The organism is Polaribacter sp. M10 (assembly GCF_054968445.1).
This window is the reverse complement of sequence record NZ_JBSSBG010000009.1, coordinates 55,365-77,308: the sequence shown is the minus strand read 5'-3', so window position 1 is coordinate 77,308 and position 21,944 is coordinate 55,365. Positions and strand designations below refer to the sequence as shown.

Below are 21,944 nucleotides of genomic sequence, written 5' to 3'. Positions count from 1 at the left end.
ATTCTATTAAAATAGAATTGTTTAGAACTTGTGTTATGGTCTAAAATTAATTTTACGCATACGTAAACTAACAGGAGTAACTTCTAAATACTCATCAGCTTTAATATACTCCATACATTCTTCTAAAGAAAAATCGATTTTTGGAGCAATCTTAACACTATCATCTGTACCAGAAGAACGAACGTTAGTTAATTTTTTACCTTTAATTAAGTTTACACCCATATCGTCTGCCTTGGAGTTTTCACCCACAACCTGACCAACATAAATCTCATCGTTAGGATCTATAAAGAAACGACCTCTATCTTGTAATCTATCAATTGCATAAGCTGTTGCTTTACCTGCTGCAGACGATACAATTGCACCTTTAATTTCTTCAGAAAAATCGCCTTTATAAGGTCCATATTCAGAAAAACGGTGATTAATAATTGCTTGACCAGCAGTTGCTGTTAAGATTTTGTTACGTAAACCAATTAAACCCCTAGAAGGAATTGTAAATTCTAAGTGTTGTAAATCTCCTTTTGGCTCCATTACTAATAAATCTCCTTTTCTTAAAGAAACCAAATTAATTGCCTTAGAAGCAACATCTTCTGGTACATCTATAGATAAAGTTTCGTAAGGTTCAGATTTTACACCATCTATCTCTTTTAAAATTACTTGTGGTCTACCTACTTGTAATTCATAACCTTCTCTACGCATTGTTTCGATTAATACTGATAAGTGTAAAACTCCACGTCCGAAAACGTTAAATTTATCTTCAGAATCAGTAGTATCTACTCTTAATGCAAGGTTTTTTTCCATTTCTTTGAACAATCTGTCACGTAAATGACGAGATGTTACAAACTTACCTTCTTTACCAAAAAATGGCGAGTTGTTAATGGTAAACAACATACTCATTGTTGGCTTGTCTATTTCTGTTCTTGGTAATGGTTCTGGGTTTTCTAAATCTGCAATTGTATCACCAATTTCAAAATCTTCTACACCAGTAATTGCACAAATATCTCCACAAGGAACTTTATCTACTTGTACTTTACCCATTCCTTCAAAAACGTGTAATTCTTTAATTCTTACTTTTTTAGTAGAACCATCAGCTTTACATAACATGTAATCTTTACCAGCTTCTAAATCGCCTCTAAAAATACGTCCAATAGCAATTCTACCTGTAAAAGCAGAAAAATCTAATGAAGTAATTTGCATTTGAGGTGTACCCTCGTTATATTTTGTTTCAGGAATCGATTCTAATACTGCATCTAATAAAGGTACAATATCTGTAGTTTCGTTTTTCCAATCTGTAGACATCCAATTATTCTTTGCAGAACCGTAAATTGTAGTAAAGTCTAATTGCTCTTCTGTTGCCTCTAAAGCAAACATTAAATCAAAAACTTTTTCATGTACTAAATCTGGTGTACAGTTTTCTTTATCAACTTTATTTACAACCACAATTGGTGTTAATCCTAATTCTAAAGCTTTACCTAATACAAAACGAGTTTGTGGCATAGGGCCTTCGAAAGCATCAACTAATAACAAAACACCATCTGCCATTTTTAATACACGTTCTACTTCTCCTCCAAAATCGGCGTGACCAGGTGTATCAATTACGTTAATTTTAGTGTTTTTGTAGTTAACAGAAACGTTTTTAGAAAGAATGGTAATTCCTCTTTCTCTTTCTAAATCGTTATTATCTAGTAATAAATCTGTACGCTCTTTTCTGTCGTCTAAAATTTTTGCTTGATCTATAATTTTATCTACTAACGTTGTTTTTCCGTGATCAACGTGTGCAATAATTGCGATGTTTCTTATGGATTGCATTTATTATTTCTTAAATTTCGTGCAAAAGTAGTTGATTAAATGTAATTTATTACTATTCTGCATATTATTTTTAGGTTGTTAACATTTAACTTCTTAAAACTTAGCATTATTTTTTTGATTATCATCTAAAAACAACCGTTTTTTAGGTTTAACAATTGGAGTTTTTTAGTTGATTTTTCTAGCAAGTTTATCGCTTTTTTACTTCTAATTCCAGATGCACAATACACAACAATTGGTTTTTGAGTATCAAGCTCATCTAATCTATCATCCAATTCGCTTAATGGAATATTTTTACCTCCAATATTATAGTCTTCATGTTCATATTCTTCACGAACATCTAATAAATTGTAGTTTTCTAAATTATTTTCAACCTCATTTAAAGTAATTTCATTTTCTATTGATATTAATCCACAGAAAAAATCATAATCTTTTTCTAATTTAGTGATGTTGGCATTTTCTGACTTCTCAAATTTCAATGTTAACTGACGCATTGTTAAGGTGTCATATATAAGCACTTTGTTGGTTAACACCTCTCCTATTTCGCAAATCATTTTAATGACTTCGTTTGCCTGAAAACTACCTATAATTCCTGGTAAAACTCCTAAAACTCCTATTTCTGAGCAATTTGGAGATTCATTTGGTTTTGGCGGAGTTGGATACAAACATCTATAACTTGCACTTTCTTTATAATTAAATACACTCACTTGACCTTCGAACTTAAAAATTGCTCCATAAACCAAAGGTTTATTAGTGATAATTGATGCATCATTAGTTAAATATCGAGTAGAAAAATTATCGCTTCCATCTACAATAATATCATATTTTTCAAATAAAGGAATTGCATTTTCTCTTGTTAACTTTTCTTGATATACATCGAATTTTACAAAAGGATTTAATTTTGATAATCTTTTTGAAACTGTTACTGCTTTAGAAAATCCAATATCATCAATAGAATATAAAATTTGACGTTGTAAATTACTTTGATCCACAACATCATCATCTATAATTCCGATTGTACCTACTCCTGCAGCAGTTAAATATTGTAAAACAGGGCAACCTAAACCACCAGCTCCAATCACCAAAACTTTGGCTTTTTTAAGTTTTAATTGTCCTTTCTCTCCTATTTTATCTAAAATAAGATGACGATTGTATTGCTTTTTTTCTTCGGATGTTAGCATTTCTATTTTGATTAAAACTCGTAATTTATAATTTGAAATCAGTAATTAATAACTAAAATGTTCCCAATCTTTCCAAACCACTTCTAAACCTCTACTTTTTAACATTTCTACTACTTTTTCTGTACTTCTTTCATCCGAAATTTCGAATTGCTCTAAAGATTGTGGTTCTACAGCATAACCACCAGGATTTGTTTTAGATTCTGCACTGATGGATGTAATGCCCAAATTAACAATATTATTTCTAAAAATTTCGCTTTCTCTGGTAGACATTGATAATTCCACATCTTCATCTAACAAACGAAAAGCACAAATTAATTGTACCAAATCTGCATCTGTCATTTCTACTTTTGGATCTAATCCTCCAGAATGTGGACGTAATCTAGGAAAAGAAATCGAATACTTGGTTTTCCAATACGTTTTTTGCAAATATTGTAAATGCAAAGCTGTAAAAAAACTATCTGCTCTCCAATCTTCCAATCCAAATAAAGCGCCTAAACCAATTTTATGAACTCCAGCTTTTCCTAAACGATCTGGAGTGTCTAAACGATAATCGAAATTCGATTTTTTTCCTTTTGGATGGTGTTTTTTATACTCATCTCTATGATAGGTTTCTTGATACACCAAAACCGCATACAAACCATTTTGTATTAAAAGTTCATATTCATCTTGATTTAAAGGCTGAACCTCTATAGTGATATTAGAAAAATTAGAACGAATTAATTTAATTGCATTATTAATATAATCTACACCCACTTTTTGATTGGCTTCTCCAGTAACTAATAAAATATGATCATAACCTTTGTGCTTTAGAAATGCAACTTCCTTTAAAATTTCTGCATCTGTTAAGGTTCTTCTCGGAATTTTATTTGTCAAACTAAAACCACAATAGGTGCAAATATTCTGACATTCATTACTCAAATACATTGGTGCATACATTTGTATGGTATTTCCGAATCTTTTTTTGGTTAAAACCTGACTTTTATAAGCCATTTGCTCTAAAAAAGGTTTGGCTGCAGGAGAAATTAATGCTTTAAAATCTTCTAAATCTCGTTTCTTTTTTGCTAAAGCTTGTTTTACATCAACAGTAGTTTTATCGAAAATACTTTTTAGTGTAAAGTCCCAATTATAAGTATCAAAAAGTGTTTTAAAATGACTCATTTTTTAATTTAAAAAACTTGTTAATGGACTACTGGCTTCTGCTTGATTTTTTATGGGAGCTAACTTTGCTCCAAAAGCCATTCTACCAGATTCAACAGCCATTTTAAATGCTTTTGCCATGGAAATCGGATGTTGAGAAACCGCAATTGCAGTATTTACCAAAACTGCATCTGCACCTAATTCCATTGCATGAGCAGCATGAGAAGGAGATCCAATACCAGCATCTACAATAACTGGCACATTAGATTGTTCTATAATAATCTCTAAAAAATCTTGTGTTTTTAAACCTTTATTACTCCCAATTGGTGCACCTAAAGGCATTACACATTGCACACCTACTTCTTCTAAACGTTTGCATAAAACAGGATCTGCATGAATATAAGGCATCACCACAAAACCTAACTTTACTAATTGTTCTGCAGCTTTTAAAGTTTCTATTGGATCTGGTAATAAATATCTTGGATCTGGATGAATTTCTAATTTTACCCAATTGGTTTGTAAAGCTTCTCTTGATAATTCTGCTGCAAAAACCGCTTCTTTTGCAGTTCTAACTCCAGAAGTATTTGGCAATAAATTGATGTGTTTATGATTTAAATGTGTTAAAATATCATCTTCATCATTCGTTACATCTACTCTTTTTAAAGCTACAGTAATCAACTCACTTTCGGATGCCAATAAAGATGCTCTCATTAATTTAGAAGAGCTAAATTTTCCTGTTCCTGTAAACAAACGAGATGTAAATTCTTTATCGGCTATTTTTAATTTTTGATTCATATTTTTATTTTTTTTATCAATCATCTAGCAAACTTCTTTTTGCTTTTTTTGATTATTTATATTTTGATGAAATTTTGAAATTGTATGGGTATCTTTTGTAATTGCTCCAGAAACAGCAACTCCATAAATACCTGTATTTATAATTTCTGAAACATCTTTTAGTTCAATGCCTCCAATAGCAATTATGGGTGTTTCAGTTTCTAGTTTTTCTAATATATTTTGATAGCCTAAAACACCTAAAACCGGACTTAAATTCTTTTTTGTTTTGGTAAATTGATAAGGCCCTAAACCAATATAATCTACTTTTTTATCTAATAAAATTTTACAATCTTCTATTGTATTTGCTGTTCCGCCAATTATAAAAAGGCTTCCTAAAAACTGACGAGCTATTAACGGACATTCATCATTTTTACCCAAATGAACTCCGTCTGCATTTACAGCTTTCGCAATTTTATAATGATCGTTTATAATTAATTTTGTTTGATATTTTGATGTTATTTCTCTCGCTTTTTTGGCAGTTTCTAAAATAACATTAACATCCATATTTTTTAATCGTAATTGCACCCAATCTGCACTAGCAACACAGGCTTTTTGTAAATTTTCTAAATGTTCTTCTGGTGTTTTGCCTTGTGTTATGTATTGTAATTTACAAATCATTAATTCTGATAATTATGCGTTCCTAATAAGGTTTTGTTTGATCTTAAAAACTGTTCTGTATATAATTTTGCGTTTTTACAAGCATCTTCTAACGCAATTTCTTTTGATAAATTTGCAGCCAAAGCTGATGATAAAACACAACCACTTCCATGTTTTTCGAATTTAGAATCCGTGGTTATTGGTGGAATATTCAGTTTTACAATTTTACTGAAATACACCTCATCCAAGCCTTTTTTATCTGCTCTGTGTCCTCCTTTTAGATAAATATTTGTTCTTTCTGATATAAAATCGATGGTTTCTTCAATCGTTTTATCAGGAAACAACTCTTTTATTTCATCGTAATTTGGAGTGATAAAATAGCATTCCGTTAATACTTTTTCTAAAATGTTTACGTTTTGTTTTGTATGAAAATTAAAACCTGCACTTGCTTTTAAAACAGGATCTAACACAATTTTTATTTCAGGATTAAACTTCTTTAACAGCAAAACAACTTCTAACAAAACTTCCCATGATTTAATGATTCCTATTTTTACTACATCAATCGAAAACCGCTGAAAAAGCAATTCAATTTGATTTAAAATCACTTGTTTTTCTATCCAAATGCAGTTTTTAAATTCAATGTCATTTTGAACGGTAACTGCTGTACAAACAGACAATCCGTATACATTATGTGCTTCAAATGTTTTTATATCTGAAGTGATTCCTGCTCCACTTGATGGGTCTAAACCAGCTATCGTTAGTATGTAATTATTTTTTTTCAATATCTTTTTTCTATAATTATGGCGTTCCTTTGCAGGTCAGGCTTTCGTTACTCGCTTTTTTGTGAAATAAAAATTCACAAAAAGAGCTCAAACAATTAACCTGTATTGAGCGAAGTCCAAATACTCAATTCTTAACGCAATTTTTTTTTTGATTTAGACCTCACAGGTTTTAAAAACCTGTGAGGACTTAAATATTATTTTATCTAATCAACAAATCAAACTGACTTTTAATAGTTTTAAAACTTTCTACTGGATTTTCTGCATTCCAAACACCACCTAAAACGCCTATTCCTTTATAACCTAATGCTAAAACTTGTGGAATAATTTCGGCATTTACTCCTCCCATTCCTATAATTGTTTTATTGATATGATTGACATCAAAACCTCTACCTTGATAACCCACTTTTGAAATTGATGAAAAAACAGGACTCAATATATGATAATCGAATACTAAATTACAAGCTTCTACATCTTCTGGTTCGTGAAAAGAACTGCTCATTGTTTTACCATTCATTTTTAAACCATTAAAATATCCAATACCTTTTTCTAAACAATCTCTCCTTTTTTGCTCTTGAAAATGAATGCCTTTTAAATTGAATTCATTAATTAATTCATGATAAAAATGTACTACAATTCTATTGTGATATTGTTTGTCTATTTGATGTAAATACGCACAATGTTGTTCGAAATATTTATCTGGTTTTCTAAAATGATAGCACTGTAAACCTTCTTTAAATAATTGATGTACTATTTCAATTTCATTTGGAATGTCTTTTTCTGGAGCAATTAGAATTATCATAACTGTTTTGTTTTGAGTTAGGGATTGAAGTGGCATCCTTTTTTGTTTTTTCTACAAAAAAGATATAACGTAAAGCCCGACCACGCTTTTTTTTCAAAAGCGTGGGAACTTCCTAAAAATTTTACAAATACACTTCTGATCCTTTTTCTTTAAATTCTTTCGATTTTTCTTCCATTCCTTTTTGAAAAACCTCGTTGTTCTCATCAATTTCATTTTCAGCTGCAAAATCACGCACCTCTTGCGATATTTTCATAGAACAAAATTTTGGTCCGCACATAGAACAAAAATGTGCAATTTTTGCACCAGCAGCTGGTAACGTTTCATCATGATATTCGCGAGCACGCTCTGGATCTAATCCTAAATTGAATTGATCTTCCCAACGAAACTCAAAACGCGCCATACTTAGTGCATTGTCTCTGTGCTGAGCTCCTGGATGCCCTTTTGCCAAATCTGCGGCGTGCGCTGCTAGTTTATAAGTAACCACTCCTACACGAACATCTTCTTTATTAGGCAAACCTAAATGTTCTTTTGGTGTAACATAACACAACATTGCACAGCCATACCAACCAATCATAGCAGCTCCAATTCCAGATGTAATATGATCGTAACCTGGAGCAATATCAGTTGTTAAAGGGCCTAAAGTGTAAAAAGGAGCTTCGTCACAAACCTCAATTTGCTTTTCCATATTTTCTTTAATCATGTGCATTGGAACGTGTCCTGGACCTTCTATAAAACACTGAACTTCATGTTTACGAGCAATTTGTGTTAATTCTCCCAAAGTTTCTAATTCTGCAAACTGAGCTTCGTCATTGGCATCAGCAACAGAACCTGGTCGTAAACCATCACCTAAAGAAAAAGCAACATCATATTGTTTTAATATTTCGCAAATTTCTTCGAAATGGGTGTACAAAAAACTTTCTTTATGATGTGCCAAACACCATTTTGCCATAATAGAACCACCTCTTGATACAATACCTGTTACACGTTTTGCAGTCATTGGCACATAACGTAACAAAACACCTGCGTGAATGGTAAAATAATCTACACCTTGTTCTGCTTGTTCTATTAAAGTGTCTTTAAAAATTTCCCAAGTTAAATCTTCTGCAACTCCGTTTACTTTTTCTAAAGCTTGATAAATAGGAACTGTACCCACAGGAACTGGAGAATTACGGATTATCCACTCACGAGTTTCATGAATATTTTGACCTGTAGATAAGTCCATAATATTATCTGCACCCCATCTGCAAGCCCAAACTGCTTTTTCTACTTCTTCTTCTATGGATGAAGTTGTGGCAGAATTACCAATATTTGCATTAATTTTTACCAAGAAATTTCTCCCTAAAATCATAGGCTCTGCTTCTGGATGATTGATGTTTGATGGAATTACTGCACGACCTCTGGCAACTTCATTTCTTACAAATTCTGGAGTTATTTTTTCTGGAATTGAAGCTCCAAAATGTTCTCCTTTGTGTTGTTTTCTTATTTCAGTCATTTCATCAATTCGTTGATTTTCACGAATTGCGATGTATTCCATTTCTGGGGTTATGATTCCTTTTTTAGCATAGTGTAATTGGGTAACGTTTTTTCCTTTTTTTGCACGTTTTGGCTTATGTTTTAAATCGAAACGCATGTGGTCTAAACTTTTATCATTTAAACGTTCGTTACAATATTTAGAAGTAAAAGTGTCTAATTCTTCTACATCATTTCTGTCTAAAATCCATTGTTCTCTAATTCTTTCTATTCCATTATGAACATTGATTTCTTTAGTTGGGTCTGTGTAAGGCCCAGAAGTATCGTAAACAGTAACAGGTTCATTTGGCGTTTTCTTTTTCGTCATGGAATCAATTGTATCACTCAAAGAAATTTCACGCATTGCTACGTTAATTTGTGGATGGATTTTTCCTTGAACATAAATCTTTTTCGAATTTGGAAAAGGGTTTCTTGTTACTTGACCTTTTTTAGGTGCTGTGTCTTTTTTCTTCATATTATATTTTAAAAGATGTTGTTTTGTTTAATATTAAAACTATTGTGCAGTATTATAAAACTTGGTCAACTTTCGTAAATTTTACGATTTCAAAAAGTTCTCGATACAATTTTTTGTATCTTAAAATCATTCGGACTGACCTATTTAAACATTTAATTATCAGTAGATTTATCCACCTTGAGTGGATTTAATAATTAAAACAACATCTTCTTGTTGAAGAATTTTAGAACTCCAATCTGTTTTTTTAACAACAGCATTATTTATGGCAATAGCAATGCCATTGGTAGTGATTTTTAAATCATCAACCAGCTTTTGTAAAGTTGTTTTGTTGGAAATTTCTTGCCTTTTGTTGTTTACTTTTATTGTCATCGTACTTGATTTTTAAAGTAAACTCTAGAAGAAAATAGATACATTTATATACACAAAAAATGTATAAGCATGCATTTAAGAATGACTTTTTCCTACGTTGGTATTAACCAAATCAGGTTCTAAGGATATTTCTCAAACTAGTAAAACTAGCTACTCCTAAAGTTTAATAGTTCAAATATATTATAATATTCTGAAATATTTTAAAATGATGTACTTTTTATTTTTTGTCTTCTGAAGTATTGTCTTGAAACGCAGAAGGTAAAATATCTGGAATTAATTTGATTAAAAGTGGCAATAAAATAGAACCTCCAGGAAGTAAAAAAACGGTTAATGCAGGTATAGATTTTATAATATCGATTAAAAGAATTTTTACTTTTTCTTTTTCTTCAGGGGTTAATGGTGTGTGTGTTGATTTCTGAATTAAACGCATAGCTTCTTTACTTTGCTTTAATTCTTGCAAAAGATTTCTCTTATTTTTTTGAAGCAATAATTTTAATTCATCAACAGAAATCATTCTAGTTTTCTTCGTTTACGTTCTGTTTTTAACAAATTCAATTCTCTACTGGTTTGCCCAGCCACAGAGGTATTTTCTTCTGCCCTTCTAATTAAATACGGCATTACATCTCTAACAGGTCCAAAAGGTAGGTATTTTGCCACATTATAACCTTTACTTGCCAAATTATAACTGATATGATCGCTCATACCAAAAAGCTGTCCAAACCAAAGACGATTGTCATTAACTTTTATATCATATTTTTTTGCCAAATCCATTAATAAATAAGAACTCTCTTCATTATGTGTACCCGCAAAAATGGCCATTTTCGGGTGCTCCATCATATATTTTATGGCAGCATCATAATTTTCATCTGTAGTTTTTTTGTCTTTACAAATTGGTGATGGATATCCTTTTTCTTGGGCTCTTTCTCGCTCTTTTTCCATGTAAGCACCTCGAACTACTTTCATACCAATGTAAAAATCTTTCTCTTGTGCTTTTTGATGTAGCGCTTTAAGAAAATCCATTCTATCATGCCTGTACATTTGTAAAGTATTAAAAACAATGGCTTTTTCTTTATTATAAGTTGCCATTAATTCTTCAATTAATTCGTCTGCAGCTTTTTGCATCCAGCTTTCTTCTGCATCAATTAATAAAGGCACATCTTTTTCTACAGCAACTTTACAAACTTTATGAAAACGATCTTCTACTCTTTTCCATTCTTCTTTTTCTTCGGATGTTAAATCGATACCTTCTGATATTTTTTGATACAATCCAAATCTTCCAAAACCTGATGGTTTAAATACAGCATAAGGAATGGATTTTTTTTCTTCGCAAAAATTAATGATTCTAAGAATTTTATTCAAAGCTCCATCAAAACTAATTTCTTCGTCTTTACCTTCTACAGAATAATCTAACACACTGTGCACTTTTCCATTATCGAACATATTATCGATAATTGGCAAACAATCGTCTTCGGTTACCCCTCCACAAAAATGATCGAAAACAGTAGTACGAATTAAACCTTCTACAGGCAAATGCGCTTTTAAAGCAAAATTGGTTACTGCACTACCTATTTTTACCATGGGTTGACTTTGTATCATCTTAAATAAAAAAAACGCACGCTCTAATTGAGAATCAGATTTTAATGCAAAAGCAACCTCTGTGTTATCGAAAAGTTTCATAATTTGAATTTTACTGAAAACAAAGATAGTTGAAGAGTACAAATAATTCAATTATTTATTTTTAATTTGCATACTTAATAAATACACGAATGCAAACCATACAAGCAGTTTCTTATCCTGTTCATTTTCAAGAAGAAAGCTATGCAGCACTTTCTAAATTAATCGAAAAAAATAATTATTCTACAATCTTTATTTTGGTTGATGAGAATACTTTAGAGCATTGTTATCCGAAATTTATACCCAATTTAGTTACAGTTAAAAAGATTGAATTGATAGAAATTGAATCTGGAGAAATCAACAAAAATTTAGAAACTTGCATTGGTGTTTGGAATGCAATTACAGATTTAGGTGGAGATCGAAAAAGTTTATTGATTACTTTAGGAGGTGGAGTGATTACAGATTTAGGTGGTTTTGTGGCTTCTTGTTTTAAACGTGGAATTGATTTTGTAAACATCCCAACAACCTTATTATCTATGGTTGATGCTTCTGTTGGTGGAAAAACGGGTGTTGATCTTGGTGTTTTAAAAAACCAAATTGGTTTGTTTGCAAATCCGGAAATGGTTATTGTTGATAATGTATATTTAGAAACGGTTGCACCAAGAGAAATAAAATCAGGTACTGCAGAAATTATTAAATATGGTGTAACTTATGACATCAACTTATTTAATGAAATTAAAGACAATAAAGATTTAAAAATTAGCGATTTAATTTTTAGATCTGTTGAAATTAAAAATGAAGTTGTTTTACAAGATCCTAAAGAAAAAAACTTACGTAAAATTTTAAATTTCGGGCATACTTTAGGGCATGCAATTGAATCTTTTTACCTTGAATCTGAAGACAAAGAAAACTTAACACATGGAGAAGCCATTGCAATTGGTATGGTTTGCGAATGCTACATGTCTTCTAAATTATTAGGTTTATCAGAAGAAAAAGTGAATGATGTTAAAGAAGTTGTTGTTTCTATTTATGATAAAATTAAATTATTAAAAGAAGATTTTTCATCAATCTTAGATTTATTAAAACACGATAAGAAAAACGTAAACGGACAAGTAAATTTTGTTTTACTAAATGATTTTGAAGACTATAAAATTGACTGTAAAGTTCCTGAAGAATTAATTATTGAAAGTATGGAGTTTTATAATCAATAAAACTTTTGATGATAAAATTTTAAATTTAGAATATACAAAAAGACCTTTCAATTTTACATTTGAAAGGTCTTTTTAATTTCATCAAGAAATTTTTAAAACTCACGCTTACCAAATTCACTATCAATAAATTTCGATTTATTTTTAGCCGCATTAAATGTATAAGAAAGATTTAGTGTAACCATATCTACTTCATAAACATAATTTGTGGTTGTGTAAAATTCATTGGCTCTAGAGGTTGTAATCCGTTGTTCATTTGTGTTTAGCAAGCCCATATCTATATTTTGCCATTGTAAAGTTGCTGTTAATCTATCGTCCATAAACTTTTTTCGAAACGTTAAATTTGGTGAGTAAAAACGAGAGTCTTCACCCATTGCTGTATTTCTATCAGATAAATAATTAAAGGTAAATTGCAAAGAAGCGCTTTCCCAAAAATTATAGGTTGAGTTTAAATTGATAGAATAAATTGTTGATTTAGAATCGATATCATAATTTCTTTCTATACCATCTCTATGTCTAAAATTTAAAACGCCATCAATATCATAATTATACACATTTACGCCTATAAAGTTGGTCCAATTTTGAGTTGGTTTTAAAGTTGCACCCAATTCTAAACCTAACGAATTGCTTTTACCCACATTAGAATAAACTCGGTTGATAATACTATCTATAACTTGTCCATTTGCCTGATAAGCTAAGGTATTTACACGATTTATAACATTATCTACATGTCTAAAATAAGCAGTTGCATACACAGAATTACCGCCTTTTAATTTTTTATTTACACTTAATTCAACCAAATCTATAAACTCTGGTAATAAAGTATTATCACCTTGTTCAAAAACTTCAGAATGTTCACGTTCTGCAAAACTATTCATTTTAAAAGTAGTGGTTCTTTCTACTCTTTTGCTGTAAGCTGTTTTAATATTTGTCTTTTCATCAATTTTATATTGTAAAGATGCAGAAGGAAAAAGTTTTACAAAATCGTAATGATAAACATTTTCTGTGGTTTCGCTTTGCAACGCTTCTTTATATTCTCTGTCCATAGATTCTACACGAACACCAGCAGCATAATCCCATTTGTTTTTAGATGCAGAAACTTGTGCATAACCTGAATGTATACTTCGTTTTAAGCTTACATCACTAGAAAATTCTGGTACTAAAACACCATCTCTTTCGTACACAAATTTACCTGCATGATCTAAATTTCTGTATTGATAACCCATTTCTAAAGTTCCGAAAGAAAAAGGTTTCCATTTATAATCTAAATTAAAACGAGCTCCATACAAAGGATTATCATTGGTATTGTATTCTCTTTGATAAACGATATCATTATCTGGATGCCCTAAATTGTCATTCTCTGTTGGACCACCTAAAAAAGTATATTCGTATAAAATTGAAGTAGAAATTTTAGATTGATTATCAAATTGATGTGCATAATCAAAACTACCTAAAGCAAAATCACCTTTTCGAATTCTTAAATTATGATTGTAATACGCAAAAGTATAATCTCTTGTAGATCCGCCAATAGGCGAAATGGAATGATTATCATAATACACAATGTCTGCCAAACGTTCTTTTGTTCGTTTACCTGCAAAAAATCCTAAGGAATAACTATCAGATGTGTTGGGTGTATAATCAATATTAAAACGACCATTGTAGGTAACTTCATCAAAACTACGCTCGCCATCAGAAGGCAAAAATGTGGTTTTATTTTCTGCTGCATTTACAATAAACATATCTCCTTCTCTTCTACCAGTTTTATCATTTCTTTGATAACTAGCACCAACAGAAACATTAAAATGATCTGTTCTGTTGTTTACAGTAACATCAATTCCGTATCTTTTTGCAGCAACTTTTGTATCGTAATCTTCTATAGAAGGAAAACCACCTTTTACATTTACTTGTGCAAAAGTTCCGTTAATTGCCCCTTTTTTAGTGATGATATTTAAAATACCTCCTTTACCTTCAGGATCGTATTTTGCAGACGGAGCCGTAATTAACTCTACAGTTTCTAAAGCATTTGCTGGTAATTGTGCTAAAATTGCACTTGCATCACCTTGAGTTGGCTTGCCATTTATTAAAACTGTAAACCCTTTACTACCTCTTACACTAATTTCTCCTAAACCATCTATAGTTACAGATGGCAAATTTTTAACAACATCTACAGCATTACCACCAACTGTATTCTGAAACTTTTTGGTATCGAAAACTTGACGATCAATTTTATGTAAAACTGTCTTTTTTTCTAATTTTACAACCACTTCATTCAACTGATTGTTAGTACCTAAAGCTAATTTAATCAATCCTAAATCTTTCTTTTCTCCTTTTTTATTGATGATAATATTTGATATGGTTTGTAATTGATAACCGATAAAAGAAGCTTCTATATAATAATTTCCTGGTTTTATATTATCTATAGAAAAAATTCCATCAGCATTGGTAACCACACCATTTACAAGGCTTTTTGTAGCAGAATTATACAACACAACTGATGCGTATTCTAGTGGATAATCTTCTTCATTTTCAATAACTTTTCCAGTTATTTGTGCTGTTAAAATCTGACTTGTGAGTAAAATCAGAAATAAAAACATACATTTTACAAATTTCATTGTTTTGCTTTTTAGTTAATTTTATTTGGTTTGCTTATATGTTAAATGTTGGATAAAATATCGACACAACTAAAATGGATTGATTTGTTAGTTTCCATTAAAATTTCGCTTTTTAATTAAATCCTTAACAATAGTATACAAATGTAATTTTGAAACCAATAGCAAAATGGTCTATTTGAAAAACAAATGGTCTAAGAAGCTAAATTTTCTAATTTATATTGTTTGGGAGTAGTATTTGTGTGCCTTTTAAAGTACTTTGTAAAATGAGAAGAATCTTTAAAACCCAAACTAAAAGCTATTTCACTTATTGTTTTATTGGTATACAGTAAACTTCTTTTTACTTCTTTAATAATATGTTCTGATATTATTTCTGATGCTGTTTTATTAAACTCTTTTCTACAAATAGCATTTAAGTTTTGAGGTGTAGTATTTAATTTTTCGGCATAAAAATGAACATCATTCTTTAAATCTCGTTCTAAAAAATCTGTAAACAGAATTAGCAAGTCTGTATGTTGTACTTTTTCTAATTCTGCATAATTTACAAGTTTAGATAAAAGTGCTTTTAAACCACCTTCTACAGCTTCTTTATTAATTATTTCTTGCTTTTTTTCCCAAGCTAAAGCTTTAAAAAGTGCCTTTAAAGAAAGATCATCTTTATCTATTTTTATAAAAGATTTATGCTGTAGCTTTAACAATTGATTGTTTAAAAACTTGTCTAAAGTTTTTGCTAAAAAAGCCTCTTTTATAATAATTACATAGCCTTTGGGTTTTGTGGTAATTTCCCAATGATGCACTTCATCCTTTTTTACAATAAATGCAGTTGCTGGTTTTATTTTGTAACTTTTTAAATCTAAATGATGAAAACCTGAGCCTTTTATAAAGTAAACAATTTCTAAGTATTTGTTATGTTTATGAGGTTTTGTATATCGTTTGTTTACATCAAACTCTTCTATTTTAATATCTTTATAATCCGGAATTTTATTGTAGGTATCAATCACATTTTTCATCAAAAACAATATTTATTTTTACTAAATAATAGGCATAAAAAAAAGCCTTTAAAAAAAGGCCAATTTATTATTTTTAAAAAAAAGAAGGTTATATTTTCTTTACTTTAACAGCATTCATACCACGCATTCCTTTTTCTAACTCAAAAGAAACTTTATCATTTTCTGCAATCTGATCTATTAAACCACTTACGTGTGTAAAATATTTTTCGCCATTATCAGCATCAATAATAAAACCAAAACCTTTAGAAGTATCAAAGAAATTTACTTTTCCTTTTCTTACAGGATCTTCTTCTGGTAAATCTTCTTTTTTAGTTACAGAAATCTGAATATCTTCTAATTCGTATTCTACTTTTAATTCTGGATCTGGTGGAGTATCTGTTAAATTTCCATTATGATCTACATATGCAAATTGAATTCCTGAGGTTCCATTCTCATCTTTGGCAGCTTTTCTAGCTTCCATTTTTTTACGCTTGTCTTCACGTTTTTTTAAACGCTTCTTTTCTTTCTCACTTTTACTAAATGTTTGTTGCGATTTTGCCATTAACTCTATAAATGTTTTAATATGATTTAACCTATACCCATTTGAGAAATCTTATTTTTCTAAGAATATAAGCTTTAGAAATTGTCTTAAAAAATAAAATTCTAGACAAAATAGCTAAGTACTAAGTAGGTAATTTTAAGAAATTTCTCAGTTTTACAAAGGTATTATAAAAAAAAAGGTTTTCAAAATTGAAAACGATAATAAATTATTAACTAGAATAACTAATGTTAAAAAAACATTAAAAAAATTATCAATCTCAATTTTAATAGTATTACTATTATATTTGCATATATAATTTTTAATTATGAAAGATTTATTATCAGTTTTAAAAATATCAGTACCCAATAAAATTTACATTAAAGATCCTGAAACCTCAGAATTAGGCAAAAGAATTATAGAAAACAGTATTATTTTAATAAATGAAATGGGCTTCGAAAATTTTACCTTTAAAAAGTTGGGTGTTAAAATAGGTTCTAACGAAAGTTCTATTTACAGATATTTTGAAAGCAAACACAAACTACTACTCTACTTATCTTCTTGGTATTGGGCTTGGTTAGAATACCAATTGGTATTAGAAACTTTTAGTATTTCTGATAAAAAAGAAAAATTAGACAAGGCTATTCATATTGTTACAAAAACTGTTGAAAAGGACAGTAATTTTTCGCATATTAACGAAACCATATTGTACAAAATAATTGTAAACGAAAGCTCTAAATCTTTTTTAACTAAAAAAGTAGATAAAGACAATAAAGAAGGCTATTTTGAAGTTTACAAACGTTTAATATTACGATTAAAAAATATGATTACTGATGTAAATCCTGATTATAAATTCCCTTTAAGTTTGGCGAGCACTATTATAGAAGGTGGTTTACATCAACATTTTTTACACGAACATTTTCCTAAAATTACCAATGCCAAGAAAGGCAAAACACCCACAAAATTTTTTATGAACCTAATACACCAAACTTTAAATTAATTCAATGGAAAACAAAAAACGAACTCCTTGGCACCGTTTTATTGGATTGTTAAGATTAGAGAAAAAAGATATTTTTCAGATATTTTATTACGCTATTTTTGGCGGTATTGTAAGTTTAACCTTACCTCTTGGTATTCAAGCTATCATCAACCTAATACAAGGTGCACAAGTATCTACTTCTTGGATTGTATTAGTGGTTGTAGTTACTATTGGTGTGCTTTTTTCTGGAGCTTTACAGCTGATGCAATTAAGAATTATAGAAACTATTCAGCAAAGAATATTTACAAGAGCTTCTTTTGAACTAAGTTATCGCTTTCCAAAAATAAAAATGCACGAATTGCATAATTATTATCCACCAGAATTGGCAAATCGCTTTTTTGATACCATAACCATTCAAAAAGGGTTATCAAAAATTTTAATTGATGTACCTACTGCAATTTTACAAATTATTTTTGCGTTGATATTGTTATCTTTCTATCATCCATTTTTTATAATTTTTGGTCTTCTTTTATTATTACTAATATTTATCGTTTTTAAATTTACAGCTCAAAGAGGTTTAGAAACCAGTTTATTAGAATCTAAAATTAAATATAAAGTAGCACATTGGATTCAAGAAGTTGCAAGAACCGTGGTTAGTTTTAAACTTTCTGGAAACACCAATTTAGCCATGACAAAAAATGATGACTTAGTTAGTAAATACTTAGAAGCTAGAGAAAATCACTTTAAGGTATTACTATTACAATTTAGTCAAATGATTGGTTTTAAGGTTATTGTAACTGCTAGTTTATTATTAATTGGTGGTGCTTTGGTATTAAGTCAAGAAATGAATATCGGTCAATTTGTAGCAGCAGAAATTATTATTCTTTTGGTAATTGCATCCGTAGAAAAATTAATTATAGGACTCGAATCTTTTTATGATGTTTTAACATCAATAGAAAAAATTGGTCAGGTTGTAGACAAAGAATTAGAATCGCAAGAAGGCGAAAAACCAATGTTTAAAAATGGGTTACGAGTTGAATTAGATGAAGTTTGTTTTGAAGTAGAAAACAGAGAAAAATCCATTATTAATGATATTTCTTTAACCCTTGAACAAAAAAGTAGAATATTGGTGATGGGAGAAAGTGGTGCAGGTAAATCGAGTTTACTCCGATTAATTTCTGGGCTAATAGAACCAACTTCTGGAAACATTTACATTAACAATCTTTCCTTAAACAGCTTACACAGAAATCATTATAGATCTCAATTAGGTTTATCTCTTTCTGAAGAAACGCCTTTTGAAGGTACTATTAGAGAAAACTTAATTTTTGGCAATGATAAAATTAAAGACAATAAAATCTTTGAAATTTTAGAGGTTGTTGGTTTATCGCAATTTTTAAAAGAACAAGTTAATGGCTTAGACACCATTCTTTATCCAGAAGGTAAACAAATGTCTTATACCATTGCCAAAAAAATAATTTTAGCTAGAGCCATAATTAAGGAACCTAAAATAATGATTTTAGAAGATCCTTTAGATCAGTTTAATTTAGAAGAAACTGTAAGAATTATCGATTATTTAACAGACGCCAAAAAACCTTGGGCGTTAATTGTGGTGAGTAGTAAAAAAAGTTGGAGAACAAAATGTAATCAAATTATTACGTTAGAAAAGGGTGAAATTAAATCTATAAACTAAGAAAAAGTCATGTTAAATATAACTAACAATCCACTGAATAAAACTGTAGATTTAAAAGAGTTTAAATCGGGAAAAGCCATTTTTGCAAAAAACTATTACAGATCAGTGAACAAGTTTTTACTAATTGCTGCAATTTTTGGAGTTATTGTACTCTTTTTACCTTGGACACAGAACATTACAGGTAATGGTTTGGTAACTACGTTAACTCCAGATCACAGGCCGCAAACAATACAATCTCAAATTCCTGGTAGAATAGAACAATGGTTTGTAAAAGAAGGAGATACTGTTAAAAAAGGCGACGTTATTTTAAGAATATCTGAAGTAAAAAGCGATTATTTTGATAACAAATTAATAGAAAGAACAAACGAACAGATTAATGCAAAAGCATCTGCAGTAAATGCTTATCAATTTAAAGTAGAAGCTTTAGAAAGACAAATTGTTGCTTTAAAAGAAGAACGAAAATTAAAGTTAGAGCAAGCCCAAAACAAATTATTGCAATCTAAGTTGAAAGTAAAAAGTGATAGTATTGATTTTGAAGCTGCAAAAACAAACATAAAAATTGCAGAAAGACAATTTATAAGAACACAAACCTTGCAAAACGAAGGCTTAAAAGCAGTAAAAGATGTTGAAGAAAAACGTTTAAAATTGCAAGAAACGCAAGCAAAACTTATAGGTAAAGAAAACAAATTATTGGCTTCTAAAAATGATGTTTTAAATGCTAAAGTCGAAATTTCTAGAGTAAAAGCAAGTTATGCTGATAAAATTTCGAAAGCCGAAAGCGATCGTTTTACAGCAGAATCTAGTGGTTTTGATGCAAAAGCTCAGGTTTCTAAACTAGAAAACAACAACAGTAATTATAAAGTTAGAAATAGCTTGCTATACGTAACTGCACCTATAAACGGAATTATAAATAAAGCTTTAAAAGGCGGAATTGGTGGTACATTTAAAGAAGGCGAAGATTTGGTGGGTATTATGCCATTAAAATACGATTTAGCTGTAGAAACTTATGTAAGACCAATAGATTTACCTCTTTTGCATATTGGCGAAAAAGTACGTGTTCAGTTTGATGGTTGGCCAGCAATTGTATTTTCTGGATGGCCAAATGTTTCTTACGGAACTTATGGTGCAAAAGTAGTTGCCATAGAAAATTTTATAAGCGATAATGGCAAATATAGAGTGCTTTTAGCTCCTGATGAAACAGATCATCAATGGCCAAATGCAATTAGAGTTGGTTCTGGCGCAAAAACAATTGCTTTATTAGAAGATGTACCAATTTGGTTTGAGCTTTGGCGACAATTAAACAGTTTTCCTCCTAATTATTATCAACCAGAAAATAATAGTAAAGGAAAAACGGACAGCAAAAAGAAAAAATAACAGCAATTCATTTTTAGATTATAAATTGATGAAAAATTACATTATCATATTGTTTTTATTGATGGTTGCTCAATTTTCTGCTCAAGAAAAAGTAACTTCTGTACTAACCTTATCAGAATACCTCAGCTATGTAAAAAAATATCACCCAATTGTAAAACAAGCCAATTTAGTGATTAACAATAGCGAAGCAAAACTACAAAAAGCCAGAGGTGCTTTTGACCCGAAAATAGAAGTAGATTTTGATAAAAAACAATTTAAAGAAAAAGAATACTACAGCAAATTAAATGGTGCTTTTAAAATACCAACTTACTATGGATTAGAGTTTAAAGCCAATTTCGAAAATAACGAAGGTGAATACCTAAATCCAGAATCTACAGTGCCTACAGATGGTTTATATGCTGTTGGTGTTTCTGCATCTCTTTTAAACGGTTTGCTAATTAATAAAAGAATGGCGGCTTTAAAACAGGCAAAATTCTTTATAAATCAAGCTAAAGAAGAACAACAAATTTTGGTGAATGAAATTTTATACAATGCTGCACTTTCGTATTTTAATTGGTTAAAAACGTATAATGAAAAGTTGGTTTATGGTGATTTTTTAGAAAATGCGGTAATAAGGTTCAGCAATACAAAAAGAGCTTTTGAAGAAGGAGACAAAGCTGCAATAGACACTTTAGAAGCAGGTATCACCCTAAATAACAGAAAGCTTAATTTGGAAAAAGCACGTATTAAATTGGTAAAATCGTCTTTAGAATTGTCTAACTTTCTTTGGATGAATGATAACACACCTGTTGAACTACAAGACCATATAATTCCTGATGTTTCTACTTTAAATAAAGTGGATACAACATTTAATATTGCTTTGTTTAATGATGCTAATTTTGACATTAATAATCATCCAAAAATTAAATCTTTAGAATTTAAAATAAAGAGCTTAAATATTAATAAAAAATTAAAAATGAACAACTTATTACCTAAATTAGATGTTCAATATAATTTTTTAACCACAACTCCAGAAGAATCAAATTCTTTAAATGTAGATAATTACAAAGCGGGTTTAAATTTTAAATTGCCTATTTTTTTAAGAAAAGAACGTGGAGATTTAAAACTAGCAAAAACCAAATTACAAGACGCAATTCTAGAAAATGAAGCGACTAAAATATCCATCAAAAATAAAGTAAATGCATTACAACAAGAATTAGAGTCTTACATTATCCAAAGTGAATATATTACCAATATTGTAAGAGATTACGACACTTTATTAAAAGCAGAAGAACGTAAATTCTTTTTAGGAGAAAGCTCTTTATTCTTGGTAAATTATAGAGAATCTAAGTTGATAGAAACCAAATTAAAAGCAATAGATTTAGAGAATTCTTACTTTAAATCGAAAGCAAATTTATTTAAAGCTGCTGTGATTTCTATAGCCGATTAAATATTGTGATATTTAAGATAGACCTAAG

The 21,944-nt window shown here is 29.9% G+C and carries 19 protein-coding genes and 1 riboswitch; of the genes, 5 read left to right on the top strand and 14 right to left on the bottom strand.

Features of this window, described 5'->3' with window-relative positions; all coding sequences use genetic code 11:
- Window positions 1-33: 33 nt before the first annotated feature.
- The 11 genes from typA to ACWYN7_RS09970 all read right to left on the bottom strand — a co-directional run bounded on the left by typA (window position 34) and on the right by ACWYN7_RS09970 (window position 11,163).
- Window positions 34-1,806: a translational GTPase TypA gene (gene typA / locus ACWYN7_RS10020; RefSeq protein ID WP_462859791.1), complete on the bottom strand. Its 1,773-nt coding sequence runs from the start codon at window positions 1,804-1,806 to the stop codon at window positions 34-36.
- A gap of 125 nt (window positions 1,807-1,931) precedes the next feature.
- Window positions 1,932-2,984 carry a molybdopterin-synthase adenylyltransferase MoeB gene (gene moeB, locus ACWYN7_RS10015; protein WP_462859790.1) on the bottom strand — a complete coding sequence of 351 codons (1,053 nt, stop codon included), beginning with the start codon at window positions 2,982-2,984 and terminating at the stop codon, window positions 1,932-1,934.
- A gap of 45 nt (window positions 2,985-3,029) precedes the next feature.
- A complete protein-coding gene (gene thiH, locus ACWYN7_RS10010; protein WP_462859789.1) occupies window positions 3,030-4,142 on the bottom strand; it encodes a 2-iminoacetate synthase ThiH in 1,113 nt (370 codons plus the stop codon).
- A 3-nt stretch (window positions 4,143-4,145) separates the two neighbouring features.
- Window positions 4,146-4,916, bottom strand: a complete 771-nt coding sequence (locus ACWYN7_RS10005) for a thiazole synthase (protein WP_462859788.1) — start codon at window positions 4,914-4,916, stop codon at window positions 4,146-4,148.
- Window positions 4,917-4,940: 24 nt separating this feature from the next.
- Window positions 4,941-5,573, bottom strand: a complete 633-nt coding sequence (gene thiE / locus ACWYN7_RS10000) for a thiamine phosphate synthase (RefSeq protein ID WP_462859787.1) — start codon at window positions 5,571-5,573, stop codon at window positions 4,941-4,943.
- The gene (locus tag ACWYN7_RS09995; RefSeq protein WP_462859786.1) at window positions 5,573-6,334 is read right to left on the bottom strand and encodes a hydroxymethylpyrimidine/phosphomethylpyrimidine kinase; all 762 of its coding nucleotides are present in this window, start codon (window positions 6,332-6,334) and stop codon (window positions 5,573-5,575) included. The genes thiE and ACWYN7_RS09995 overlap by 1 nt, the downstream gene beginning before the upstream one ends.
- Window positions 6,335-6,533: 199 nt before the next feature.
- Complete coding sequence (locus ACWYN7_RS09990; RefSeq protein ID WP_462859785.1) at window positions 6,534-7,133, bottom strand: thiamine phosphate synthase; 600 nt, start codon at window positions 7,131-7,133, stop codon at window positions 6,534-6,536.
- Between the two features lie 121 nt (window positions 7,134-7,254).
- Window positions 7,255-9,117 (bottom strand): phosphomethylpyrimidine synthase ThiC, encoded by a 1,863-nt coding sequence (thiC, locus tag ACWYN7_RS09985; RefSeq protein ID WP_462859784.1) that lies wholly within the window; start codon window positions 9,115-9,117, stop codon window positions 7,255-7,257.
- Between the two features lie 168 nt (window positions 9,118-9,285).
- Window positions 9,286-9,486: a sulfur carrier protein ThiS gene (gene thiS / locus ACWYN7_RS09980; protein ID WP_462859783.1), complete on the bottom strand. Its 201-nt coding sequence runs from the start codon at window positions 9,484-9,486 to the stop codon at window positions 9,286-9,288.
- A gap of 72 nt (window positions 9,487-9,558) precedes the next feature.
- A riboswitch (TPP riboswitch) is annotated at window positions 9,559-9,654 on the bottom strand.
- Between the two features lie 49 nt (window positions 9,655-9,703).
- Entirely contained in the window at window positions 9,704-10,000 is a 297-nt protein-coding gene (locus tag ACWYN7_RS09975) for an LETM1 domain-containing protein (RefSeq protein ID WP_462859782.1), read from the bottom strand.
- Window positions 9,997-11,163 carry a proline dehydrogenase family protein gene (locus tag ACWYN7_RS09970; protein WP_462859780.1) on the bottom strand — a complete coding sequence of 389 codons (1,167 nt, stop codon included), beginning with the start codon at window positions 11,161-11,163 and terminating at the stop codon, window positions 9,997-9,999. The genes ACWYN7_RS09975 and ACWYN7_RS09970 overlap by 4 nt, the downstream gene beginning before the upstream one ends.
- 89 nt (window positions 11,164-11,252) lie before the next feature.
- On the opposite strand from ACWYN7_RS09970, the gene aroB reads away from it, so the two are divergent.
- Window positions 11,253-12,311 carry a 3-dehydroquinate synthase gene (aroB, locus tag ACWYN7_RS09965; RefSeq protein ID WP_462859779.1) on the top strand — a complete coding sequence of 353 codons (1,059 nt, stop codon included), beginning with the start codon at window positions 11,253-11,255 and terminating at the stop codon, window positions 12,309-12,311.
- Between the two features lie 92 nt (window positions 12,312-12,403).
- Here aroB and ACWYN7_RS09960 read toward each other — a convergent pair whose 3' ends face one another.
- The 3 genes from ACWYN7_RS09960 to ACWYN7_RS09950 form a co-directional block, all read right to left on the bottom strand.
- A complete protein-coding gene (locus tag ACWYN7_RS09960) occupies window positions 12,404-14,920 on the bottom strand; it encodes a TonB-dependent receptor (RefSeq protein WP_462859778.1) in 2,517 nt (838 codons plus the stop codon).
- 191 nt (window positions 14,921-15,111) lie between these two features.
- Window positions 15,112-15,927, bottom strand: coding sequence for an AraC family transcriptional regulator (locus ACWYN7_RS09955; RefSeq protein WP_462859777.1), 816 nt, complete (start codon window positions 15,925-15,927; stop codon window positions 15,112-15,114).
- Window positions 15,928-16,015: 88 nt separating this feature from the next.
- Entirely contained in the window at window positions 16,016-16,468 is a 453-nt protein-coding gene (locus ACWYN7_RS09950) for a cold-shock protein (RefSeq protein WP_462859776.1), read from the bottom strand.
- 304 nt (window positions 16,469-16,772) lie between these two features.
- Here ACWYN7_RS09950 and ACWYN7_RS09945 point away from each other — a divergent pair, with 304 nt between their 5' ends.
- From ACWYN7_RS09945 to ACWYN7_RS09930, 4 genes are read left to right on the top strand one after another with little or no spacing between them, the layout of a single operon-like run.
- On the top strand, window positions 16,773-17,444 hold the full coding sequence (locus tag ACWYN7_RS09945; RefSeq protein WP_462859775.1) for a TetR/AcrR family transcriptional regulator: 672 nt from the start codon (window positions 16,773-16,775) through the stop codon (window positions 17,442-17,444).
- Between the two features lie 4 nt (window positions 17,445-17,448).
- Window positions 17,449-19,113, top strand: a complete 1,665-nt coding sequence (locus ACWYN7_RS09940; RefSeq protein WP_462859773.1) for a peptidase domain-containing ABC transporter — start codon at window positions 17,449-17,451, stop codon at window positions 19,111-19,113.
- A 9-nt stretch (window positions 19,114-19,122) separates the two neighbouring features.
- Complete coding sequence (locus ACWYN7_RS09935) at window positions 19,123-20,487, top strand: HlyD family secretion protein (RefSeq protein WP_462859772.1); 1,365 nt, start codon at window positions 19,123-19,125, stop codon at window positions 20,485-20,487.
- Between the two features lie 28 nt (window positions 20,488-20,515).
- Window positions 20,516-21,916: a TolC family protein gene (locus tag ACWYN7_RS09930; protein WP_462859771.1), complete on the top strand. Its 1,401-nt coding sequence runs from the start codon at window positions 20,516-20,518 to the stop codon at window positions 21,914-21,916.
- The last annotated feature ends 28 nt before the right edge of the window (window positions 21,917-21,944 follow it).

Excerpts from the sequence above, each read along its gene's own strand:
- ACWYN7_RS09960 (WP_462859778.1), bottom strand. The coding sequence starts at position 14,920 with ATGAAATTTGTAAAATGTATGTTTTTATTTCTGATTTTACTCACAAGT.
- ACWYN7_RS09935 (WP_462859772.1), top strand. The coding sequence starts at position 19,123 with ATGTTAAATATAACTAACAATCCACTGAATAAAACTGTAGATTTAAAA.
- ACWYN7_RS10005 (WP_462859788.1), bottom strand. The coding sequence starts at position 4,916 with ATGAATCAAAAATTAAAAATAGCCGATAAAGAATTTACATCTCGTTTG.
- thiC (WP_462859784.1), bottom strand. The coding sequence starts at position 9,117 with ATGAAGAAAAAAGACACAGCACCTAAAAAAGGTCAAGTAACAAGAAAC.
- ACWYN7_RS09950 (WP_462859776.1), bottom strand. The coding sequence starts at position 16,468 with ATGGCAAAATCGCAACAAACATTTAGTAAAAGTGAGAAAGAAAAGAAG.
- aroB (WP_462859779.1), top strand. The coding sequence starts at position 11,253 with ATGCAAACCATACAAGCAGTTTCTTATCCTGTTCATTTTCAAGAAGAA.
- moeB (WP_462859790.1), bottom strand. The coding sequence starts at position 2,984 with ATGCTAACATCCGAAGAAAAAAAGCAATACAATCGTCATCTTATTTTA.
- ACWYN7_RS09930 (WP_462859771.1), top strand. The coding sequence starts at position 20,516 with ATGAAAAATTACATTATCATATTGTTTTTATTGATGGTTGCTCAATTT.
- thiE (WP_462859787.1), bottom strand. The coding sequence starts at position 5,573 with ATGATTTGTAAATTACAATACATAACACAAGGCAAAACACCAGAAGAA.
- typA (WP_462859791.1), bottom strand. The coding sequence starts at position 1,806 with ATGCAATCCATAAGAAACATCGCAATTATTGCACACGTTGATCACGGA.
- ACWYN7_RS09945 (WP_462859775.1), top strand. The coding sequence starts at position 16,773 with ATGAAAGATTTATTATCAGTTTTAAAAATATCAGTACCCAATAAAATT.
- ACWYN7_RS09940 (WP_462859773.1), top strand. The coding sequence starts at position 17,449 with ATGGAAAACAAAAAACGAACTCCTTGGCACCGTTTTATTGGATTGTTA.
- ACWYN7_RS09975 (WP_462859782.1), bottom strand. The coding sequence starts at position 10,000 with ATGATTTCTGTTGATGAATTAAAATTATTGCTTCAAAAAAATAAGAGA.
- thiH (WP_462859789.1), bottom strand. The coding sequence starts at position 4,142 with ATGAGTCATTTTAAAACACTTTTTGATACTTATAATTGGGACTTTACA.
- thiS (WP_462859783.1), bottom strand. The coding sequence starts at position 9,486 with ATGACAATAAAAGTAAACAACAAAAGGCAAGAAATTTCCAACAAAACA.
- ACWYN7_RS09990 (WP_462859785.1), bottom strand. The coding sequence starts at position 7,133 with ATGATAATTCTAATTGCTCCAGAAAAAGACATTCCAAATGAAATTGAA.
- ACWYN7_RS09955 (WP_462859777.1), bottom strand. The coding sequence starts at position 15,927 with ATGAAAAATGTGATTGATACCTACAATAAAATTCCGGATTATAAAGAT.
- ACWYN7_RS09970 (WP_462859780.1), bottom strand. The coding sequence starts at position 11,163 with ATGAAACTTTTCGATAACACAGAGGTTGCTTTTGCATTAAAATCTGAT.